General features: G+C 66.8%; 24 protein-coding genes. 10 read left to right on the top strand and 14 right to left on the bottom strand.

Going from position 1 to position 20600, the window contains the following annotated elements:
* Position 1: 1 nt before the first annotated feature.
* The 7 genes from NGM29_RS16290 to NGM29_RS16260 all read right to left on the bottom strand — a co-directional run bounded on the left by NGM29_RS16290 (position 2) and on the right by NGM29_RS16260 (position 6097).
* A complete protein-coding gene (locus tag NGM29_RS16290) occupies positions 2 to 1783 on the bottom strand; it encodes a bacterio-opsin activator domain-containing protein (protein ID WP_254157653.1) in 1782 nt (593 codons plus the stop codon).
* Positions 1780 to 2223 (bottom strand): response regulator, encoded by a 444-nt coding sequence (locus NGM29_RS16285; RefSeq protein WP_254157651.1) that lies wholly within the window; start codon positions 2221 to 2223, stop codon positions 1780 to 1782. The genes NGM29_RS16290 and NGM29_RS16285 overlap by 4 nt, the downstream gene beginning before the upstream one ends.
* On the bottom strand, positions 2213 to 2350 hold the full coding sequence (locus NGM29_RS16280) for a hypothetical protein (RefSeq protein WP_254157649.1): 138 nt from the start codon (positions 2348 to 2350) through the stop codon (positions 2213 to 2215). Before NGM29_RS16280 ends, NGM29_RS16285 begins: the two co-directional genes overlap by 11 nt.
* Positions 2347 to 2625, bottom strand: coding sequence for a hypothetical protein (locus NGM29_RS16275; protein ID WP_254157647.1), 279 nt, complete (start codon positions 2623 to 2625; stop codon positions 2347 to 2349). The genes NGM29_RS16280 and NGM29_RS16275 overlap by 4 nt, the downstream gene beginning before the upstream one ends.
* Positions 2626 to 2688: 63 nt before the next feature.
* A complete protein-coding gene (locus tag NGM29_RS16270; RefSeq protein ID WP_254157645.1) occupies positions 2689 to 4989 on the bottom strand; it encodes a DNA polymerase domain-containing protein in 2301 nt (766 codons plus the stop codon).
* Positions 4986 to 5345, bottom strand: a complete 360-nt coding sequence (locus NGM29_RS16265) for a DUF8156 family protein (protein WP_254157643.1) — start codon at positions 5343 to 5345, stop codon at positions 4986 to 4988. Before NGM29_RS16265 ends, NGM29_RS16270 begins: the two co-directional genes overlap by 4 nt.
* Positions 5345 to 6097, bottom strand: coding sequence for a hypothetical protein (locus NGM29_RS16260; RefSeq protein WP_254157641.1), 753 nt, complete (start codon positions 6095 to 6097; stop codon positions 5345 to 5347). The genes NGM29_RS16265 and NGM29_RS16260 overlap by 1 nt, the downstream gene beginning before the upstream one ends.
* 292 nt (positions 6098 to 6389) lie before the next feature.
* On the opposite strand from NGM29_RS16260, the gene NGM29_RS16255 reads away from it, so the two are divergent.
* Together NGM29_RS16255 and NGM29_RS16250 are read left to right on the top strand one after the other, a co-directional pair.
* Positions 6390 to 7226, top strand: coding sequence for an endonuclease III domain-containing protein (locus NGM29_RS16255; RefSeq protein WP_254157639.1), 837 nt, complete (start codon positions 6390 to 6392; stop codon positions 7224 to 7226).
* 268 nt (positions 7227 to 7494) lie between these two features.
* Positions 7495 to 7809: a HalOD1 output domain-containing protein gene (locus NGM29_RS16250; RefSeq protein ID WP_254157637.1), complete on the top strand. Its 315-nt coding sequence runs from the start codon at positions 7495 to 7497 to the stop codon at positions 7807 to 7809.
* Positions 7810 to 7922: 113 nt separating this feature from the next.
* Here NGM29_RS16250 and NGM29_RS16245 read toward each other — a convergent pair whose 3' ends face one another.
* Positions 7923 to 8336 carry an EamA family transporter gene (locus NGM29_RS16245; RefSeq protein WP_254157635.1) on the bottom strand — a complete coding sequence of 138 codons (414 nt, stop codon included), beginning with the start codon at positions 8334 to 8336 and terminating at the stop codon, positions 7923 to 7925.
* 299 nt (positions 8337 to 8635) lie between these two features.
* Here NGM29_RS16245 and NGM29_RS16240 point away from each other — a divergent pair, with 299 nt between their 5' ends.
* The 3 genes from NGM29_RS16240 (at position 8636) to NGM29_RS16230 (ending at position 10425) form a co-directional block, all read left to right on the top strand.
* Positions 8636 to 9637, top strand: coding sequence for a transcription initiation factor IIB (locus NGM29_RS16240; RefSeq protein WP_254157633.1), 1002 nt, complete (start codon positions 8636 to 8638; stop codon positions 9635 to 9637).
* Positions 9638 to 9859: a transcriptional regulator gene (locus NGM29_RS16235; protein ID WP_254157631.1), complete on the top strand. Its 222-nt coding sequence runs from the start codon at positions 9638 to 9640 to the stop codon at positions 9857 to 9859.
* 176 nt (positions 9860 to 10035) lie between these two features.
* Positions 10036 to 10425: a response regulator gene (locus NGM29_RS16230; protein WP_254157629.1), complete on the top strand. Its 390-nt coding sequence runs from the start codon at positions 10036 to 10038 to the stop codon at positions 10423 to 10425.
* 119 nt (positions 10426 to 10544) lie between these two features.
* Here the strand turns inward: NGM29_RS16230 and NGM29_RS16225 are convergent, their stop codons facing one another.
* Entirely contained in the window at positions 10545 to 11933 is a 1389-nt protein-coding gene (locus NGM29_RS16225) for a bifunctional metallophosphatase/5'-nucleotidase (RefSeq protein WP_254157627.1), read from the bottom strand.
* 111 nt (positions 11934 to 12044) lie between these two features.
* Entirely contained in the window at positions 12045 to 13895 is a 1851-nt protein-coding gene (locus NGM29_RS16220) for a DNA mismatch repair protein (protein ID WP_254157625.1), read from the bottom strand.
* 163 nt (positions 13896 to 14058) lie between these two features.
* Here NGM29_RS16220 and fer point away from each other — a divergent pair, with 163 nt between their 5' ends.
* On the top strand, positions 14059 to 14715 hold the full coding sequence (gene fer / locus NGM29_RS21505) for a ferredoxin Fer (RefSeq protein ID WP_305882364.1): 657 nt from the start codon (positions 14059 to 14061) through the stop codon (positions 14713 to 14715).
* A gap of 177 nt (positions 14716 to 14892) precedes the next feature.
* Here the strand turns inward: fer and NGM29_RS16205 are convergent, their stop codons facing one another.
* Positions 14893 to 15249 (bottom strand): winged helix-turn-helix domain-containing protein, encoded by a 357-nt coding sequence (locus NGM29_RS16205; protein ID WP_254160607.1) that lies wholly within the window; start codon positions 15247 to 15249, stop codon positions 14893 to 14895.
* 119 nt (positions 15250 to 15368) lie between these two features.
* On the opposite strand from NGM29_RS16205, the gene NGM29_RS16200 reads away from it, so the two are divergent.
* A complete protein-coding gene (locus NGM29_RS16200) occupies positions 15369 to 16070 on the top strand; it encodes a competence/damage-inducible protein A (RefSeq protein ID WP_254157623.1) in 702 nt (233 codons plus the stop codon).
* On the opposite strand, the gene NGM29_RS21195 is transcribed toward NGM29_RS16200, so the two are convergent.
* Positions 16071 to 16193: a hypothetical protein gene (locus tag NGM29_RS21195; RefSeq protein WP_256548169.1), complete on the bottom strand. Its 123-nt coding sequence runs from the start codon at positions 16191 to 16193 to the stop codon at positions 16071 to 16073. It lies immediately after the preceding gene.
* A 121-nt stretch (positions 16194 to 16314) separates the two neighbouring features.
* Between NGM29_RS21195 and NGM29_RS16195 the strand changes: the two genes are divergently transcribed.
* A complete protein-coding gene (locus tag NGM29_RS16195; protein WP_254157621.1) occupies positions 16315 to 17448 on the top strand; it encodes an ATP-NAD kinase family protein in 1134 nt (377 codons plus the stop codon).
* 147 nt (positions 17449 to 17595) lie between these two features.
* Positions 17596 to 18627 (top strand): phosphate signaling complex PhoU family protein, encoded by a 1032-nt coding sequence (locus NGM29_RS16190; RefSeq protein WP_254157619.1) that lies wholly within the window; start codon positions 17596 to 17598, stop codon positions 18625 to 18627.
* A 67-nt stretch (positions 18628 to 18694) separates the two neighbouring features.
* On the opposite strand, the gene NGM29_RS16185 is transcribed toward NGM29_RS16190, so the two are convergent.
* The gene (locus NGM29_RS16185; protein WP_425499267.1) at positions 18695 to 18991 is read right to left on the bottom strand and encodes a DUF7528 family protein; all 297 of its coding nucleotides are present in this window, start codon (positions 18989 to 18991) and stop codon (positions 18695 to 18697) included.
* Here NGM29_RS16185 and NGM29_RS16180 point away from each other — a divergent pair.
* Positions 18965 to 19198 carry a hypothetical protein gene (locus NGM29_RS16180; RefSeq protein WP_254157615.1) on the top strand — a complete coding sequence of 78 codons (234 nt, stop codon included), beginning with the start codon at positions 18965 to 18967 and terminating at the stop codon, positions 19196 to 19198. The genes NGM29_RS16185 and NGM29_RS16180 overlap by 27 nt on opposite strands.
* Positions 19199 to 19237: 39 nt before the next feature.
* Here the strand turns inward: NGM29_RS16180 and NGM29_RS16175 are convergent, their stop codons facing one another.
* The gene (locus NGM29_RS16175) at positions 19238 to 20473 is read right to left on the bottom strand and encodes an LEA/WHy family protein (RefSeq protein WP_254157613.1); all 1236 of its coding nucleotides are present in this window, start codon (positions 20471 to 20473) and stop codon (positions 19238 to 19240) included.
* Positions 20474 to 20600 lie beyond the last annotated feature (127 nt).

Raw genomic sequence — 20600 nt, 5'->3', positions numbered from 1 at the left:
TCTACTCGCCGTCCCTGGTTGCTTCGGACGCCGAAAACACCGAATCGAAGAACTTCTGCTCGGCCGCTCGCAGGTGCTGGGTGAACGTCGCCGGCGAGATGTCGAGGCGCTCGGCGACCTCCTCGCCCGTGCTCGTTCGCGGCCACTCGAAAAAGCCCGACAGGTAGGCCGTCTCGAGGGCCTCGTACTGTCGGTCGGTTAGCTTTGTCTCGAGCAGGCCCGGGCTGGGAATCGACGGACTCGAGCGGTCGGCCGTCCGCTGAGCGGCGTAGGTCGCCCCCGGGCAGATCGACTCGACGGTCTCGATGACTCGCGCCGTCTCGCTCTGCTGGGAGAGTTCGATGACCAGCCGAAACGTGCCGTCGTCGATTCGGGCGGACTTGACGCGGCCGCCCCGGGACGCGACCGTCTCGAACAGCTCGATGTTGCCCGTCTTCGTGAGTTCGAAGTCGTACTCGTTTCGCCCGGGTGTGAGGACGCGAAACTCCTCCAGGTCGTCCGTGCGGTCGATCGCCGAACCCAGCTCCTCGTGGGCGATTCCCTCGGCGGAGCCGTACGCCAGAATGCGGTCGCCGGATCGGATGAACTGCTCGATCGAGACCTTGGCCGACTCCCTGGCCGTCGCCTCGACGAGCGGTCCGATCGCGCCCTCGACCCGGAACTCGAGCTCGAGGACGGCATCCGAGAGGAGCGCGTCCTTTCGCTCGAGCGCCGCGATGGCGTGCCCGATGACGTCGCCGAGCCGACCCAGAAGCGTCTGCTCGTACTCGGTAAACGCGTGTGGGCGGGACGAGTACACGTTCAGGATGCCGTAGCGGACTTTGTCGTGGAGGATCGGGATCGCCGCCGACGATCGGAACGAGCGCTCTCGTGCCGACTCTCGCCAGGGATCGTAGGTCGAGTCGTGCTCGATGTCTCGAACGACCTGAATCTCCTCCGTCTCGAGTGCCAGGGCGGTCGGCCCGCTGCTGTGTTCGCCGTCGCCGTCGGTGATCGTAATCTCGTCCAGGTACCCGTCTTCGACACCGGCGGCTGCCCTGGGAACGACCTGGGGGCCGCCGGGGGTGACGTCGCCGATCCAGACGAATCGGTAGGCGTCGTCGGCGGCGAGTCGATCGCAGACCGCCTGCTCGAGCGCCTCGCGGCTGCTGGTCGTGATCGCGTCGCGGGTAATCTCCTGGCCGATCCGGTTGAGTCGGTTGAGCGCCTCGAGTTCCTCGCGTCGGCGCTCGCGCTCGATGAGTTGCTCGTGGCGTTTGATGGCGTGGGCAATCGTCCGGACGAGCATCGGGCTGGTTACCTCGTCTTTCACGAGGTACTCCTGGGCACCTCGCGAGATGGCTTCGATCCCCGCGTCGCTGTCTTGCAGTCCGGTCAGGACGATGACCGGGGCCGTCGCGTCGCTCTCGAGAACCGCCGTCAGCGTCTCGAGTCCGGCGCTGTCGGGGAGGTTCAGGTCGAGGAGGACGACGTTGATCGGGGTGGCCGACGCGGATGCGGACTCGGACTCGGACCCGGATGCGGACGCAGAGCCGGTCGGCAGCGTAGCCCCGGAACCGTTCCCGTCGGTCGACGACGTGGCGTCGGCGTCGGAGGAGTCGAGGTACGCGAGGCCGTCCTCGAGTCGCGTCTCGTGGTGAACGACCGGTGTCTCGCCGCTCGAGGGGTCCGATCCGAGTCGACGGTTCAACTCCTCGACGCCCGAGAGCATCTCCTCGATGAGACGGGCGTCACCCGGATTGTCCTCGATGAGCAGAATTTCGAGAGGGCCGTCCCCGCTCATTGTTCCTCCGCTGGCGGTAGATTGACGACCGACAGCCAGAAGCTCTCGAACGACCGGACGATCTCGATGAACTCGTCCGGGTCGATCGGTTTCGTGAGGTAGGCGTTCGCGTACTTCTCGTAGGACCTGACCACGTCCTCTTCGGCCTCGGAACTCGTCAGGACGACCGTGGGAATGCGCCTGAGCGTGGGGTCGTCCTTGAGTTCCTCGAGTACCTCTTCGCCGTTCTTTCGGGGCAGATTCAGATCGAGCAGGATCAGATCGGGACGGGGGGCGTCCTCGTAGCCCTCTCGCCGGTAGAGGAACGACAGCGCGTCGACGCCGTTGCGGGCGACGTGAATCGTGTTATCGATTCGCCCCTCCTTGAACGCTTCTTTGGTGAGTCGGACGTCGCCGGGGTTGTCCTCGACGAGCAGTATGTCGATCGGGTCAGAGTGCATGAGTAGTGTCCTCGTGTGTATCGTCGTTCTCGTGGTCCCGCTTCCGTTCGTCGTGGTCGGCGGCCGGGAGCGTGAACTGGACCGTCGATCCCGTCTCGAGCGTCGTCTCGGTCCCGGTATCGCTCACCGAGAGGGTCCACGCATTCCGTTCCGCGTCGCGTCACTGTGAATTCTCGGTGTGTCGGTTTCGACGTTCGTGATCGCGGTGTCGATCGGGTTCGTCAGGAGGCGCCGCGGCCGACGTTCGTCACTGGCGACCGTCGGCAGTGGTGCGACTGCCGGCAGCGACGCGACCGTCACTACCGCGCCACGCTCTCTGGTCATCACCCCCAATTCAGGGACGGTCTCCCGTTGACCCAGGTGAGCGCACCGGTCGCCGGATGCCTGATCCCTGCTCGCCATCGCTAGCGTCGAAAAGGTGATCTGCTCGGGTAAATGTAGCGGTCGAGACAGTCTACTGGTCGCTCATCGGGAAAATACCGACAGCGAAACCGTCCGCTCGTCCTCGAGGGCGCGCCGGATCCGCGATCGATCCCAGCCCAGGGCGCCGGTGACGCTCTCGGCCGCGCGGATCAGCAGGGTCACGTAGTAGTCGACGTCGTATCCGTATCGCTCCTCCCCGGTGGAGTCCGCTACTGCACGCTCACGGCGTGTATCCGCATTCTCGAAGGCGAGGCGTACGCGCTCCTCGGTTCGCGTCGCACTGTCGTCGACGACGACGTACTCGACGGCCTGCCCCGGCCGACGGGGGACGTCGTGGCGTTCGTACCGGCGCAACGCCCCCACGACGTGCGTCTCCTGGCTGTACGCCTCGAGCCGTCTCGAGACGCGTTTCGCGATCACCAGGTCGTCGCGGTCGACCGCGCCGCGACGGAGGTCGCCCAGCCGACGGGCGAGGTGGTCACAGACGGCGGCTGGGTCGCGGGTCTCGTCGAGTACCTCGAGAAACTCGCGCTGGCAGTCGGCCACGAACGCCGGCGTGTGGCGCTGCCGGCACTCGAGGCCGCGGACTTTGAACTCGCCGGTCGTCCGTTTGCCGACGTATTTCGTGAGGGCGCCGGCGCCAGCACCGATCGTGGTTCCTGAACCACTTTCGCTTTCGCTTCCGCGCTCGTGGTCGCCGCCGCTGGACCCCCGCAACGGCACGAAACACACCCACTCGTAGCGTCCGTCGTGCTCGATGTCGATGCCGACGTCGCGGCTGATCTCGGCGATTACGTCCTCGAGCGGATCGGGCTCGTCGACTCGCGGCGTAACCCAGAGGCTGTCGACGATGCCGTGGACGATCCGCCAACCGGCGTCTTCGAGGCGTTCTTTGGCCCGGAGGGCGATCTCGCGGGCGTGTGCGTTGATCGCTTCGTGGCACTCGATGCGCCCGAACTTCGCGTTGCGGTAGCCCTGGTAGCCGAAACAGGAGACGAGCACCCACTTGATCGCGCCGGACTCGGCTCGCAACCGAGCGGCCTCGTCCTCGCCTGGGCCGTCGCGCAGTCGACGCTTGCAGGCCGCCCGACGGTCGAGCAGGGGACGCAACACCGCCGGGAGGAAGCCGTCGGTCCCGCAGACGTCGTACTCGAGGTCGGGAACCTCCTCGTCTTCGCGGCCAGTTCCGAGGGTCGGACGGACGTCCCGGCAGGCGCCGTCGCAGCCGACGGTCTCCGGACTCACGTTGTGTCGGCAGATGATCCGCGGGTACAGCGACGCGAAGTCGAGTTCGTGGACGTCCTCGTGGAGGCCGACCTCGGGAGCGAACGTGAACCCGCCGCGGTCGGCCGCGTGGAGCGTCGAGACCTCCTTGAACGCCTCGGGCTCCCACTTGTTGAGCGGGGCCGGGACGTCCCACGCTCGCGCCTCGCGGATCTGGATCGCCGTCAGCACTGACCCGATACTCGCCCAGGCAGCTTCCTGGAGGGGTTTTCTCGACCGCTGGACCAGGTACTCGAGGCCGGCGAGTCCGGACTGGTGCCACAGAAAGCTGTTCGATCGGTCGACGATCGCCCGGCCCGGAACCCGGTAGCGCGCCGGGGAGTGGCCGACCTGCCCGTAACTCGCGTACGTGCTCTCGCCTGCCAGCTTCGTCCAGCCGGGGAGCCGACCGAGGTGGACGCCCTCGAGGCCCGCGTCGGCCGCCGCTCGCTCGACGGTCGGTACGAGGTCGCCGTGGCTCACCACGAGTACGTCGGGGTTGCGGCGCTCGAGTCGCCGTCCGAGCGACCAGAGGACGTCCGCCGGATCGCCCGTCACCGACTCGCCGTCGATCTCGAGGCTCGAGAAGTCGCCCGCCGCGAGCGCCCGGTCGTCGATCCCAATCTCGAGGGTCCGGAGGGGGCGGCTCGGCGCGAGATCGACTCCCTCGTCGAGGCAGTACCGAAAGCCGGGCGTGAGATCGACGTCGAACAGGCGGAGCGTCCCGGGGGCGTGGTGCTCGCGACCGTAGACGCCTCGAATTTCTGCGGCCAGCGTCCGAACCTCGTCGACGCGCTCGAGGCCGACGCGGAGCATTCTCGAGGTGTCGTCGGCGTGGTGGGCGTGCAGACTTGGGTACCGATCCTCGAACGTCGTCTCGCACACTTTGGGATCGGACGCGAGGGCGTCTCCGACGTCCTCGAGCGCCTCGAGCGGGCCGTCGACGAACAGCGCGGGAACGTAGTCGGTACGTTCCTCGAAGGTCGCCCCCGGGCGGTTCTCGTCGTCCGAATCGCTATCCTCGCCCTTGAGCGTCCACTCCCTGACGAGGTCGCCCTCGAACTCGAGGGTGAAGGTCACGGCCGGTCGCCCTCTCCGGTGCCGGCTCTCGATTCGGCGTCGGTGTCGGTGTCGGTGCCGATGACGATGTCGCTGTCAACCTCGGCTTCGAGCGCATCCAGCGCCGACTCGAGCGTCACCACCCGCGCCTCGAGCCGCCGGATTGCCGTCTCGTGGGCCACCAGCAGCGACAGCACCAGCGCCTGCTCCGGATCCGTCGGGTTCGCGTACCCCGCCGCGTCGGCCACGTTCCGCGCCCGCTCGAAGAGCCGATCGAAGTCGGCCTGGCGCTCCCGGCGCAACGCGCGCCGCATCGGTTTCCAGTCCGCCTCCAGCCGCCGGAGCGCGTCGCGATAGGTGGGGTTGGTTCGCCCCATCAGGCGAGCACCCCCTCGAGCGGGTCGATCGACGGGTGACTCGTCCTCGTCCTGGACTCCCACGGCCGCTCGGGATCGACGGTCCCGAAGAGGTCGACCCAGTAGGGAATCGTCGTCTGCCAGACGGGACCGTGCCAGTAGCCCATCGTTTCGAACCCCGCCCCCTCGAACCGCAGCCCCTCGCGGGTGCGCGTACACTCGACGACCGAGTCCGCCGCGGCCTCGAGGCGCTCGACGGTCGCCCCGGGGACGTCCGGCCCCGACGTGATCACGACAGGGCACTCGAGGCCGCGACCGAGTTCGCCCAGGACGGCGAGCGTCGACGCGAGCAGATCCGTCCGCTCCCACTCGCGGAGGTCGCCGTCCTGGTAGAGCGAGGCGACGTTCGGCGCGACCACGAGCGGGGTGTCGGCGTCGGCTCGTCGCACGACCGCCTGGACCAGCGAGTGGTGCTGGTAGGCGGTAAACGCCCGTGCGATCCGCAGTCGCTCGAGCGCCCGGCCGGAGCCCGGTGCGCACTCGTAGAGCGCGTGGGTCGAGGCGACGTTGCCGGCGTCGATCCAGTAGGCTCGACCGCGGAGGCCGTCCCCGGTCGCTGATTTCTCGGGCGGACGGTCCGGCCGCTCGGGAGACGCACGGATGTCGGCCAGATACTCACAGACGAGTCGGTGAACCGCGGCCGACTGTCGTGACGGCGTTCGAAGCAGCGTGAGTCCAGGCTCGAGCGTCGAATCGTGTGTGATTACCGTCATAGCTATCCGATCGGTCGAGAGCGGCCGGGATAACCATCGGGGGGTCGTTTCCGAAATTTCCGATAACTGTCGAAGTGCCCATATCGTGGTTCCCGGAGCGTCTAACGCGGGAAACGGGCTTTCCAAAATCACTTCCGAAACTCGAGGGTAGTCGTCGACGAACCAGCGCAACGGCGCAACGGCGCTCTGTGGACCCGACGCTCCGACGACGAACTCGAGACGCTCAGCGAACCGCCGCCCGTCGACCGCCGATTCCGGCGCCGTTTTGTGACCGCAGCGGCTACCCTCGAGCATGGGAGACGAGGCCGACCCCGAACCCGCGGTGAACATCAGCGGCGGCGCCGACGGCGGCGGTACGGCGGCCACCTTCGACCCCGCGACCGCGGACACGCGGGCCGAACTCGTCGTCGACCGCCTGGGCGAACGCTACTGGCAGAAGACCTACGGCGGACAGGACGCCTTCGAGTGTCTCGTCCGGACGATCCTGAGCCAGAACACGAGCGACGTGGCGAGCCAACCCGCTCACGACGCCCTGATCGAGCGCTACGACGGCCCGGAGACCGACCTGGCCGCCGCGCTCGCCGACGCCGAGCGCTCGAGACTCGCGGAGACCATCCAGCCGGCCGGGCTGTACAATCAAAAGTCCGAGGTCATCCAGGTCGCCGCCGACTGGGTCCTCGAGCGCTGGGGCTCGGCCGCCGCCTTCGACGCGTTCGTTCGCGAGAGCGACCCCGCCGAGGTCAGGCAGACGCTGCTCGAGGTCTCGGGCGTCGGACCGAAGACGGCCGACTGCGTACTCCTGTTCGCGGGCGGCCGGAACGGCGTCTTCCCCGTCGACACGCACGTCCACCGCATCTACCGCCGGCTCGGCATCGCCCCCGCCGACGCCGACCACGAGGGGGTTCGCGAGGTGCTCGAGCGGGACGTGCCGGCGGAAAAGTGCGGCTTCGGCCACACCGCCAGCATCCAGTTCGGCCGGGAGTTCTGTATGGCGCGCAAGCCGGCGTGTCTCGAGGACCCCGAAGCGTGCCCGATGGCCGACGTCTGCGACCAGGTCGGCGTCTACCCCGAGACGGGCGAGGTCGTCGATCCGGCGGACGCTCCGGAGGCAGCGGACGAGGGGCCCTGACGTCCGACCATTGATCGAGTCTACGGTGTAATTCGTACATTCCCACTGGTTTGGTCGGGATAATAATTAGATGTCGTTCACTTCAGTATGTGAATCGAGAGAGGGAACGCCGTAAGACAACGTCCCCGGGGCCGTCGCCCGCACGCCCCCCGTTCGGACTTTATTTTGTAGGACAAATTCGTGTAACGCGTCTCACAAGCCTTTATTGTCTATTCCAGCATAGCAACTGGTCCGTCACACGATGTGACTGTCTCCACAGCTGATACACATGACCGCACCATCATCAACCCACCCCGGTACGCCCGCTGCAACCGTTCCACGAACGACCTCGTTCACCCACGACTGGGCGGACGGCGACGACGATCTCGCGACCAGGATCGTTGAGGCCGTCGCCGAGATCACCGACCAGGACGAGACCCACGTCGAGCGCCTCTACGACCGACTCGATCCGGACTCGCTCAACAGCCTCTTTTCCCGGACCGACACGGATCGGTACGCCGGAGACGGCCTGGTGATGTTCACGCTCGAGGGGTGTACCGTCACCGTTTACGGCTCCGGACTGGTCGTCGTCCAGCGGGCCTGAGAGGCGAGCGATTCGTCGCTCTGGTTACGAGCGTGAGCAGCACGCTCGAGGAATCGCGAACAACTCGCTCGAGGAAACCGTGCCCAGCCCGCTCGAGGCAGGGAGAGAGAACGTCAGTTCGCGAGCAAGACGACGGCGAGGACGGCGAATCCGATCCCAGCGGCGTTCTGGATCGTCAGTGATTCACCCAGGACGACGACGCCGATGATCGCCGCGACGACGAAGTACAGCGCCGAGACGGTGGCGACGACGCCGACCCGCCCGGCGCTCAGGCCCGCGTAGAACGCGACGGCGCCGACTCCGGCGAAGACCCCGGCCGCGAGCGCATAGGTGACGCCCGTTCGCTCGAGCGCCAGCGGTTCGTTCTGCACGGCGACGTAGCCGAGTGCGATGAGGACGCTCGCGGCGTAGGAGAGGATCATCGCGAGTTTCGGGTCGATCGTCCGGGTCGCTTCGTTCGCGAGGACCGTCCAGAGCCCCCAGGCGCACATGGCGAGGACGGCGAGGGCGATCGCGTGCTGGCTCATGGTCGTAGGGGGACGGGGCGGTACCAGTAGTTTGCTGTCCGATGCCGTCGGGCACGTCCGAATCAGTGTCGCTCGAGCAATCTGGCACCGACATCTTCGAGCACGTCCGAAATCGACGTCCCCTCGAGGGTCCAGTATCGACCTTCTCGAGCATCCGGCATCGACGTCACAACACGACGTTCGGGCCGGTTCCCAGTCGGTGGGAATCTGCCGTTCGTTCATGGGTCGCTCCGAAATAGCGCTAGACAACCACAGACGGCCCGGCGGTCTACCGACCGCTGATCGCCGACGATCCACCGATGAACGAGACACTCGTCACCCAGACCGACCAGGAAGCGACCGACCGGACCGACCAGCGCGACAGGACCGGGCAGACCGACCGGACGACCAGCGACGCTCGAGTTCGGACGTGTCCGGAGTGCGACGGGCGAATCGCACACGACGCGGAGCACGGCGAACGCGCGTGCGCCGAATGCGGGCTGGTCCTCGACGACGACGAAATCGACCGCGGCCCCGAGTGGCGGTCGTTCTCCGACGCGGAGTCGAACGCGCGAAGCCGCGTCGGCGCGCCGACCAGCGACCTCGTGCACGACAAGGGGCTCAGCACCGTCATCGACTGGCGTGACAAGGATGCCTACGGCAATCGTCTCTCGTCTCAGAAGCGGGCACAGCTCCAGCGACTGCGAACCTGGGACGAACGCTTCCGGACGAAGAGCGCCCAGGAGCGAAACCTCAAACAGGCGTTCGGGGAGCTCGAGCGCATGGCGTCGGCGCTCGGGTTGCCGGATCCGTGCCGCGAGACGGCTGGCGTCCTCTACCGGCGAGCCGTCCAGGAGGAACTGCTCCCTGGGCGATCTATCGAGGCGATGACGACCGCCTGCCTGTACGCCGCCGCTCGACGCCACGACACCCCGCGCACGCTGGTCGAGTTCGAGACGGTCAGCCGGGTCGAAAAACTGCCGATCCAGCGGGCCTACCGGTACGTCTCCCAGGAACTCGGGCTCGCGATGGAGCCGGCCGATCCGGTTCACTATCTTCGTCAGTACGCCTCGGACCTCGAGGTCAGCAGCGACGCCGAGCGCCTCGCCCGCGAGATGCTCGAGACGGCGAAGGAACGCGGCGTCCACAGCGGGAAGAGTCCGGCGGGACTCGCGGCCGCGGCCGTCTACTCCGCGTCGCGTCTGACGAACGAGACGGTCACCCAGTCGACCGTCAGCGACACCGCGAACGTGAGCGAGGTCACCATCCGGAACCGGTACCAGGAACTGCTCGAGGTCTACGGCGAACACGGTGACGGATAGATGCACCAGGCACACCTCGAGCGACCGATCCTGCGTGCCCTTGAGGAGGGGTCGTCGATGCACGTAATCGACCTCGCCGAACGTCTCGAGGCGCACCCGGTGACGGTGGACCTGGCGTGTGATCGCCTCTACGAAGAGGGCTGTCTGGCTCCGTCCAGGCAGGGCACGTACGCGGTTACCGACCGCGGACGGCGGCGACTCGAGGCGAGCGTCGATGGATGAAACGGCGCTCGAGGGAGTGTGCGATTGTTCTCGCTCATTCCTCGTACCGAGTCGTGAATCGAAAACGGGCTCAGGCGAGCCACTTATACTCTTTCGCCGGCAGATGCAACTATGGGTAGCCGCCCCTCGCCCCCACCGAAGCGCAACTATTACTGGTCGAAGACAACCCTGGAGACGTGCGCCTCATCGAGGAAGCCTTCCGCGACGGCCACATCAACAACCACCTCCACACCGTCACCGACGGTCAGGCAGCGCTGGACTTCATCCACCGCCGCGGCGAGTACGAAGATGCACCTCGTCCGGACCTCATCTTGCTGGACCTCCATCTGCCGCGAGTGGACGGCGAAGACGTCCTTCACGAGATCAAATACCACGAAGAGCTGGAAGACGTCCCGGTCGTTATTCTGTCGGGAATGGACGAAGGCCTCGTCAAGTCGCGCGATCTCGACCACGATGCGGACGAGGATGCGGTCCTCGAGAAGCCGGTCGATCTGGGCGAGTTCGTCGACGTGATTCGCGAGTTCGACGACTTTCGCCTGTCCGTCGTTCGTACCGACGAGAACTGAGACGCCGAGACGGTATCGTCGAGCGCTCGAACGGGTGTGCTACTCGCCATGCACCGTCTCCGGTGTCGTCTCTCGAGCGTCAAGGAAACCGACGGAATCCCTCTTCCCTCGAGACGCTGTCACTCCCTGAGCGATCGAACCGAGTCCGGCGCGTCGTCGACGGTCGCCGTCATGCGCCCCTCGACTGTCGAGAGCCCGTATCGGTCGACGTACTCGACCAGCGCGGGGTGACATCGGCCGTGAACGTCGACGACGCGGCCGGGCCCGAGCGGGTCGAACAGCCGGTGCTCGAACGCGAACGCCGGTGCTGCCACGGTGTACGTCGCCGCCGCCTCCACAGAATCCCCGCCAATCGTCGCCGACTCGAATTCGAGGTCGCGTTCGGTGCGACGCCAGCGAACGCGCCCGCCGCTGAGGTGGCCGAACACCTCGAGGTCGGGGCCGGGCGTCGCCAGGCTCTCGAGCAGGGTGGTGACCTCCTCACCGTCCAGTTGGGCAGTTCGGATCTCGTTGTCGAAGGGGACGGCCGACCGGAGGTCGCCGACCGTGACGGCGCCGGATAGCGGCGGGCCGCTTCGAAGCGACATCGCGTTGTACACCGCGAGGTCGGCGTTGGCGGCCCAGCGGATGGCGTCACCGACAGTGTTGCCGACCGCGCTCTCGGGGTAGCACTCGGTGACGGTCCGGGGAATCGGCGTCTGCGCCTCGGCGATCGGTTGCTCGAGGCCGAGTTCGGCCCGCAGGTCGCGGTAGGCGTCGGCCACGTCGGTCGCGACCGGGGCGGCGGGCACGTCGTGGAGGTTGGCCGTGGCCCCCTCGGGAGTCAGTCGCACCTCGGCCAGCAGGCTCCCGCGCTGGCCCGGATGGACCACAAAGGTGCCGTCGACGCGCTCGGCCCGGACGTCGTGGACGTGCCCACCGAGCACGAGGTCGACGCCCTCGAGTCGGGCGATATCGTCGTCGGCGTGACCGGCGTGTGAGAGGACGACGACGGTCTCCGCGCCCCGGTCTGCCAGCGCGTCGACCGCCCGTTCGACCGCCGGAACCGGGTCCTCGGCCGTCAGCGACTGGGTGCACGGGTGCGGCCGAACGGTCTCCGGATCGGTGACGCCGACGAAGCCGATTCGGGTGCCTCCGACGGATCGAAGGGCGGTCCGTTCGACGCCCCGCTCGCTGGCGAACCGCTCGTCGGTCGCCGACTCGAGGAGATTCGCCGTGAGCCAGGTCTGTGGAGAGTTCGCGACGACGGACTCGAGGGCGTCCCGGCCGTTGTCGAAGTCGTGGTTACCGAAGGTCGCCAGATCGGGTTCGACGGCCCGGTAGAATCGTTCGACGTGGCGACCGCGCGTCTCCATCGAGAGCAGTCCCGGCGCGGTGGTGTCGCCGGTGTCACAGAGCAGGGTCTCGTCGCTTCGACGCTCGCGGATCAGGTGCGCGAGTCGGCCGAGGCGAGCGGGGTCGTCGTAGGCGTTCTCGAGGTCGGAGTAGTGGAGCAGTCGGGGAGCCATCACTTCGGGGTCGCTCGAGGTTCGTCCGTCGAAAGGGTAATTCTATCGGCGCGTTTCGGTGCTCGGTACTCGGTATCCAGCACTCGGCTCCGACACTCGAGCGCCGAGTTCCTACCCGCTCCAGCGCGCATCCGCGAGCGTCCGCTGGACCACGTCGTTGCCGACCGCCTCGCCCAGCGTCTCGAATCCGGCCCGCTCGCTCCGGTCCTCGGCGTTGGCCACCAGCCGCGAGACGATAAACTCCGGCGTCGACCGGCCCACCGTCCCGAACCGAGGCTGGTAGTCGACCAGCAACTCGAGGTCCGGGTTCAGCCCCTCGGCGAAGATGCCGTCGACCCTGGCCTCGGGTGGCAGGGGCTCGAGGTCGTCCGCGAGGTGCGTGACGAAGACGCCCAGGGCGTCGCGCTCGACGGTCAGCCGGACGAGCCCGTGGAGCAAGTCGGCGGCGCTGCCGGGTTCGGTGATCGCCTCGAACTCGTCGACGAGCATGAGCGTTCGGCCGCCGCTCGAGAGCGGCGGGACGATCGATCGCAGCGTCGACTCGAGGACGCCGGCGTTGAAACTGGCGTGCCGGCGATGGAAGACGAGCGCGTCGACGGGCGTCACCTCGGCGCAGTCGGCCGGGACGGGCAGCCCCATCGTCGCCAGCAGGACGACCTGGCACAGCGTCTCGAGGAGGGTCGTCTTCCCGCCGCTGTTGGCGCCGGTGAGGACGGCGACGCGTTCGTCGGCTGGCAGTTCCTCCTCCGTGACGGGGTTGCTCCTGGCCTCGAGTTCGATCCGGGTCGCGGCGTCGGTATCGCCCTCGGCCTCGAGTCCCTCGGCCTCGAGCGCGTCGCCCGTCACGCCGTGCTCGCCCAGCGCGTACGTCACCGGCTGTACCGACTCGCCTCGAGCGGCCAGCGCGATGTTCGTCGCCCGAACGACGGAAACCGCGGCCTCGTCGCCCGTCCGGAACGTCGGCCGGGTGCAGTCGTACGCCAGCGCGAACCGGGCCAGCGAGAGGTGGAAGGCGATGTCGTCGACGGCCCCGACCGCCCGGTCGATCGCCTCGCGGGCGTCCTCGAGCGTGGCTTCCAGGTCGCTTCGAACGGTCGCCTCGCGTTCGTCGACGGCGCTCGTGAGATCCGACCGCAGGCTCCGGAGGGTGCCGCCGACGAAGTCCGTCGCGTCCGTCGCCTCGGTCGGCATGGCCTCGCGGACCTGGTCGATCGTGACCTGCGTCTCGGAGAGCAATCGGTCCTCGAAGGCGTCCCGGAAGGCGGTCACGTCGCCGACGCCGTCCGAACGAAGGTCCTCGATCACCTGCAGGGCGTTGGCGTCCATGTCTTCGACGGCGCCGAGCGCCGAGCGAAGTCGATCGAGTTCCTCGTCCGCCCCCTCCCGAACGCGGCCGTTCTCGCCTTCGAGCGCGCCCAGTGCCGCGGCCGCCGCCTCGAGCGCGTCCGTCTCGAGGTCGGCGATGGTCTCGAAGGGGCCGGTCTCGACCCCGGAGTCACACAGCGCGAGCGCGGCCTCGACGGCGGCCCGCTCGCTCCCGTCACGGTCGTCGTAGCGGGCGTAGGCTTCGAGGACGGTCTCGCGGTCGTCGTCCGCGAGCGATTCCCAGGCGCCCCGGGCCGCGAGCACGTCGTCGAGTCGGGCCTCCATCGCGTCGACGCTCGTCAGCGGGGTGAGCACACGGATGCGGTCGGCCGCCCGGTCGGTCACGGCGTGGTCGACTGCCAGGTCGAGGAGTTCCTTGTACGCCGCCCGGGCGTCGCTCGTCGCGAGGGTGTCCATGCCCTCCCCGCCGGTCGCTCGCCGGAGGATTCGCGTCGCTCGTCCCCTGGAGAGACCGGCGTCGGTCAGCGCCCGTACGTCGCCGCCCTCGATCGCCCTGATCGCCCGCTCGGTCCCCAGCGTTTCGGTGAGGGCTTCGCGGGTCTTCGGCCCGACGCCCCAGTACGCCTCGAGTCGCATACCTCTCGGTTCGAAGCGAGGACCGTAAAGACTGCGCTCGCTGGCGGGTATCACAACCAGTGCTCGCCACTGGCTATCCAACCAACGGTCGCCACCGAGTATCGCAACCGGCGGGATCGACCGTTGGGACAAAGTATACAACCGCCATCCCGCTAGCCCTACTGTGGAGTCCCCGTTCGACGTCCTGCGAATCGAACCCGGCGCGGACGACGCGGAAATCGAACGCGCGTTCCGCCAGCGGGTGAAGGAAGCCCACCCGGACCACGGCGGGTCGACCGTCGAGTTTAGGAAAGTCCACGCGGCCCGCGAGCAACTGCTCGTGGGTGACACCGGGCCGCTCGAGCGAAGCGATTTCGCCGTGGACTCCGGACCCGAGACGAACGGCGCGGCGAAATCCGACGACGACACCTCGAACACCGCCGAAGTCACCTACCTCAACTACGACGCCCTCACCGACCACGGCTGGGCCCTCGAGGACGACGCCCTCCTGGAGAAGGCGGCCGAGGCCGACCTCGCCTCGAGCGACTACGGACGCGTCCAGGTCGACTCCGGCGAAACGCTGCTCGAAGCCGCCGAGGACGAGGGGTTCGACTGGCCCTACGCCTGTCGGGGCGGCGCCTGTGCGAACTGCGCCGTGGCGATGCTCGAGGGCGACCTGTCGACGCCGGTCGATCACATCCTGCCCGAGGAGATGGTCGACCGCGGTATCCGCCTCTCCTGTGTCGGCCGGCCGCTCACCGACGACGCGACCGTCGTCTTCAACGTCAAGCATCTCCCCGAACTCGACGAACTCAGGTTGCCGCCGCGCCCCTTCGAGTGATCGACGATCATCTGCGGTTTGTCCGCTCGGCTGATACTATCGATTATATAGTCTGTAGCAAATGGCCCCGACGCGATTGCAGGCACAGCTACGCGCTCGAGACCGAATCCGAACTCCTTCCCACCACATCCGACGACCACGTGTTCGAACGGTCGGTCCCCTTCCCCGGCGTCGCCGTCACCGCAGCCGGTCCTGGAGCCGATTCTTCGCTTCCGTCCGGCGCTTCTGAGAGAACTGTGGGCGCTCGGAGGAGAAATCGACCTCGATCTCGTCGAGCGTTCGTCGATAGATGTTCGTCCGGCGCCCCTCGTTCGAGAGCTTTCGTCCCTCGCACTCGAGCAGACCGGCGTCGACGAGTTCCTCAATTCGGCGATAACAGGTCGCGATCGGGACTTCGATGTCCTCGCTCAGGGCCTGTGCGGATTTGGGGGTGCCCGCTGCACAGAGAATTTCCGCACTGTACTTGCTGCCGAGGGCCGACAGAAGCGCATCTGATTCGCTATTCCGTTGTTCCGTCCAACCACCACGTGTCATCATTGTCTTCGCTATGTGAATTATAAGAATTGAATCTTGTGGCTGTTTCTACCCATACAGTTATATATCTGGACGCGAGGTGACGAGCAACCTTTCCACCAGCGGTCCCAACCACGGGTATGAACGTCGCGGTCGTCACAGTCGGAGACGAACTGCTCGCCGGACGGACGGAGAACACGAACGCCACCTGGCTCTGTACCCGATTCGACGAACGAGGGATCGACGTCGAGCGCGTGACGACGCTTCCGGACCGCGTCGGTGACATCGCCCGCGTCGTCAACGAGTACCGGGCCGAGTACGACGCGGTCGTCGTCACCGGCGGCCTCGGGCCCACCCACGACGACCTCACGATGGAGGGCGTCGCCGCTGCCTTCGGCCGGTCGCTCGAGCGCAACGACGAGGCGCTCGCCTGGCTCGAGTCCGAGGGCGGGTACGCGCGCGAGGACCTGACCGCGGGGACGGCCGACCTGCCGCGCGGTGCTCGTCCCCTCCACAACGTCGAGGGGGTCGCGCCCGGGTGCGTCGTCGGGTCAGTGTACGTTCTCCCGGGCGTGCCCGCGGAGATGGAGGCGATGTTCGCGGCCATCGTCGACGAGTTCGACGGAGAGCCTCGGCACCGCGAGGTTGTCGTCGCCGACGAACCGGAGAGTGCGCTCGTCGGGCGACTCGAGGCGGTCCAGGAGGAGTTCGACGTGGTCGTCGGCAGTTACCCCGGCGAGTCCGTTCGGATCACCGTCCAGAGCCCCGACCCGGCAGTCGTCGAGGCGGCGACGGCGTGGCTCCGCGAGCGCGTCGAGGAGGTCGAGGAAGTCGAGGAGTGATCACCGATACAGGTACAGAGCCCAGAACGCCGTGATCAGGAGGCTGACGACGAGGACGGTCCAGCCGGCGATCTCGATCGGGAAGTCGCTCGAGGCGAGTACGACGTGCGTGAGGTCGACCATGCGCACACCTGTGTCGTCGCCCTTCTTAACTGTTCAGAAAGCGTCCGGAGTCTCGAGCGACAGCACAGGTCGTTGACAGCCGAGTCGCACGGCTTTTTTGCCGCGCCGTCGATGACCGACCATGGACACGCTCGGGGTCGTCGTCAATCCGATCGCCGGCATGGGCGGCCGCGTCGGACTCAAGGGAACCGACGGGAAGGTCGCGGAAGCGCGTCGTCGCGGGGCCGAACCTCGCGCACCAGAGCGGGCGGTCGAAGCCCTCGAGGCGCTCGCACGACGCCGGCCCGATCTGACGCTCTACGCCGCTGCGGGCCCCATGGGTGAGGACGCGGCTCGAGCAGCGGGGTACGATCCCGAGGTCGTCTACGAGCCGTCGTGCGTCGCCGGTGATGGCAGTGAAGGCAGCGAGGACGATGAGACGAACGACCACGGCGATTCGTCGGAGACGTCGGCCGACGACACGAAAGCCGCCGTTCGCGCGTTCCTCGAGCGCGGCGTCGACCTCGTGCTGTTCGTCGGCGGCGACGGGACGGCCGTCGACGTGGCCGAGGTGCTCTCCGAGGCCGACGGCGAGAGGGAGACGCCCATGCTCGGCGTTCCTGCGGGCGTCAAGATCTACTCCTCCGTCTTCGGCGTCACACCAACCGACGCGGGGCGGATCGCCGCCGAGTTCGACCGCGTCGAGGACCGCGAGGTCAACGACATCGACGAGGACGCCTACCGCGAGGGCGAGGTCCAGGCCGAACTCCGGGCGGTCGTCCCCGTCCCCGTCGCGAGCGGCGTCCAGTCGAGCAAACAGCTCTCGAGCGGGAGCGTCGACGCGCTCGCGGAGGGGTTCGCCGACGAGGTCGAGCCGGAAACGACCTACGTCTTCGGACCCGGAAGCACCGTCGGCGCGATCGAGTCCGCCCTCGGAATCGACCCCTCGCCGCTGGGCGTCGACGTCTGGCGCGACGGCGAGGTGCTGGCCCGCGACGCGAGTGAGTCCGAGATCCTGGCGGTGCTCGAGGAGCCCGCCGTGATCGTCGTCTCACCCATCGGCGGCCAGGGGTTCGTCTTCGGGCGGGGTAACCACCAGATCTCCCCCGCAGTGATCGAACGAGCGGACATCGAGGTGGTCGCCAGCGACGACAAACTCGACGGCGTCGGCCAGCTACGGGTCGATACGGACGACGAGGCGGTCGACGAGTCCCTCCGCGGGTGGATGCACGTTCGCACCGGTCGGTTCACGACGCGGTTGTTGAAGGTGGTCTGAGCGGGTGGCGGGTCCGAGTAGCTCGGCTCGACAAGGCGTATAAGGTCGTGCTCGAATGGACCGGGAGACACTAGTACACATGAACAATCTGCAACGAATAATGGACGTATAGTCAGGACTAAGGTGTGACAGCGCCTACCTCGCGCTATGGAGACGCGGAAAGTTCAGCGACTCGGACCGTCGACTCTGGCGATGACCCTCCCGGCGGAGTGGGCCAGCGAGCACGGCGTCGAAAAAGGCGACGAGGTCTCGCTGCGGATGGGCGGTAAGGGCACGCTGACGGTGATGCCCGAATCGGCGAACTTCGAAGAGACCGAGGCCACCATCAGAACCGACAACCTGGACGCCGACGCGGTCGAGCGTGCCATCGTCGCCCAGTACGTCCTCGGACGGCGAGTCATTCGGATCGAGTGTACCGACGGCGCCCTCGAGTCCGCCCACATCAACGCGGTCTACCGGGCGGAGACCCAGCTCATGGGCCTAGGCGTCATCGAGGAAACGCCCGAGAGCATCTCGATCCGGTGTTCGGTCGACCCCGAGGACTTCACCCTCGACAACCTCTTGGAGCGCCTCGAGCGAACCGGGCGGACGATGCGCGGGGAGGCGATCAAGGCGCTCGCTCACGGCAATCCTGACCTCGCCCAGCGGGCGCTCAACCGGGAGCGCCAGGCAAACAAGATCTTCGTTCTCCTCTTGCGCCTGATTTTCACGGCCTACCAGAATCCCACGCTCGCTCGTGCCGTCGGCCTCGAGTCGGGCTTCCCCCTGATCGGCTACCGGTCGATCGCGAAGAACCTCGAGTTGACGGCAGACAACGCCGAGGACATCGCCGACATCGTGATGGAAGCGGAGGGCCATACCCTCAACGTCGAGAAGTCGGTGATGCGCGAAATTCGGGAACTCACGGAGGCCGTCGACGAGATCACGGCTCTCGCCGTCGAGTCGGCCGTCGAGCGCAACTACGACAAGACGATCGAGGCTCGCAAACTGTTTCACGACATTTCCGACCGCGAACGAGAGATCCTCGCGGACCTGCCCGAGATGCAAAACGGGGACCTCCTCCAGGTCAGGGAGGTGCTGGTCAGCCTCCAGCAGACGGCCCAGTACGCGATTCGAAACGTCGAGATTGCGGCGAACCTGGCGCTGAACGAGGAGTCCGAGCACACGACGATCAAATAGGACCCTTGAGTCCCCGTCGTGCTCGAGTCTCTCGAGTCTCGTAAACACTCGATCGGCGGCTACCGTTTCACCGTTTTACCACCTCGAGCGGCCGCCGACTCACGAGTCGGCAGTCGAACGCCGGATGCTCGACGAAGTGGCGTACCAGCATGTGACGCCTCGAGCCCGTAATTCTCGTCCCCTGGCGTCCGACCACGTCGGCGTCGAACTGGTTCGGAAGGTCGGCGTACAGGGACTCGAGCGCCTCGAACGAGTCGAACACCTGCTGGTTCCCCGTCGAGTCGGCACTACGCCGGGAGACCACGTACGAGCCGTCCTCGCGCCGGGTGCCGGCGGTGTGGACGTACTCGCGGCGATCGGTCAGCGCGTCGCCGATCGCCGACTGGACCGCCAGGGCCTCCTCGCGAGTGAGTGTACGAGTCGTTTCCTCGAGTTGGAGGGTGATTCCGCCGTCGTCGGGGCGAACGACGATCGAGTCGTCGGCGGACTCGCGGGTCTCGTCCTGGTCGTCGTCAGTAGCGAGGCTGTGCGAGAAGAACGCGATCAGGAGCGGTTTGACTCCGTTGCATGAGAAGGGATACAGGCGCCGGTGACAAAATCCTGTCGCTGGTCAGGAGCCGAGCAGGGAGTCGTCGTCTTCCTCGTCGTCCGTACTGTTCGTGTCGCCATCGTCGGTCCCGTCGCTTCCGCCGTCACCAGTGCTATCCGCATCCTCGCCAGTTCCGCCGTCGATATCTTCTTCGGCACCGTCATCCGTCTCGTCGTTGGTCTCGGCACCCTCGACGTCCGACTCCGTCTCGTCGGTCGCGTTCGTCTCTCCGTCGCTCGAGTTCGAGGTCGAATTCGAGTTGTCGGCCGAACTCGAGTTTGAGCCCGTCTCACTAGCCTCGTCGTTCCCCCAGATGTCAGTCTCCATCGTTTCCTCGTAGGTCATCGACTCGAGGCGAATCGTGATCGTCGTGCCGGAGGCCAGTTCGAAGGTCGCATCGAATTCAATCCGGAGATCCGAGACCTGGTCGTTCTCGATGTGGGTGACCCACCAGTCGTCGAGGTTCTCGTTCTCGATGCGCGTCGTCGTCACGATCGTCGTCTCCTCGCCGGGTGGGAGGACGTACTCACGGTCGCTCTCGCCGAGGCCGACGGTCACGCCGTTCATCGTAATCTCGTAGCCGAGCTGGCTCGCCGGGATCGCGTAACTCTTGGGGTTGTAGACGTCGAACTCGAGCCTGAGTTCCGTGTGTTGCTGGTCGACGCCGGCCCACTCGCCTCGCGTGGCGTTGACGTAGAGGATTGGATCCTCGACGAGCGCCCGGTCGGCGTTGATCGGTCGAGTCTCCTCGGAGTTAAAGGCCGAGAGAAGGTCCGTCTCGACGGTCTGCTCGTTCGTTACCTCGGTCGATCGATTGAGGAGGCCGCTCGAGATGGTCGCATCGATCTCGACCTGGGTCTGCTCGTCGTTTTCGATGTGTGTCACCCACCAGCCGGGAATGCGCTCGTTTCGCATCTCAGTCTGGAGTGATTCAGTCGACGTGCCCGGCTCGACGGTGATGTTCTTGCCGCTCCCGTTGGCCATCTCGACGCCGTTCATCGAGACGTCGTAGCTCGCGTCGACATCGGCGGAACCCAGACCGATCGGGTTCGGATTGTGAATCGTCAGGTCGGTCAGGATCTCGGTTCGTTCGTCGTCGACGTCGCCGAACTCGTTGTCCATCGACTCGAGCGTGGGGACGCCGAGCACCCCCGCACCGAACGCGCCGCCGATGGTGACGGCGACGGCGAGCACGAGGGTTCCCGCGATTCGAAAGGCGCTCCCGAAGAAGAGTGATCGGATCGTCTGGCGTACCATGCGTTCGTGATACCCGTTCGAACCTCGAGACTTAAACGTGCGGGATTGTCTGGAATAGATATCGGCGGCTCCGCCGTCGCTCGAGGCGCCTGCGAAGGGGCGTGCTGGCTCGGCTGAAAGACGGGAG

Source organism: Natronosalvus rutilus, assembly GCF_024204665.1.
GTDB classification, from domain to species: domain Archaea; phylum Halobacteriota; class Halobacteria; order Halobacteriales; family Natrialbaceae; genus Natronosalvus; species Natronosalvus rutilus.
Note: the sequence above shows the minus strand (reverse complement) of the source record. Positions and strands in the feature narration are given on the sequence as shown.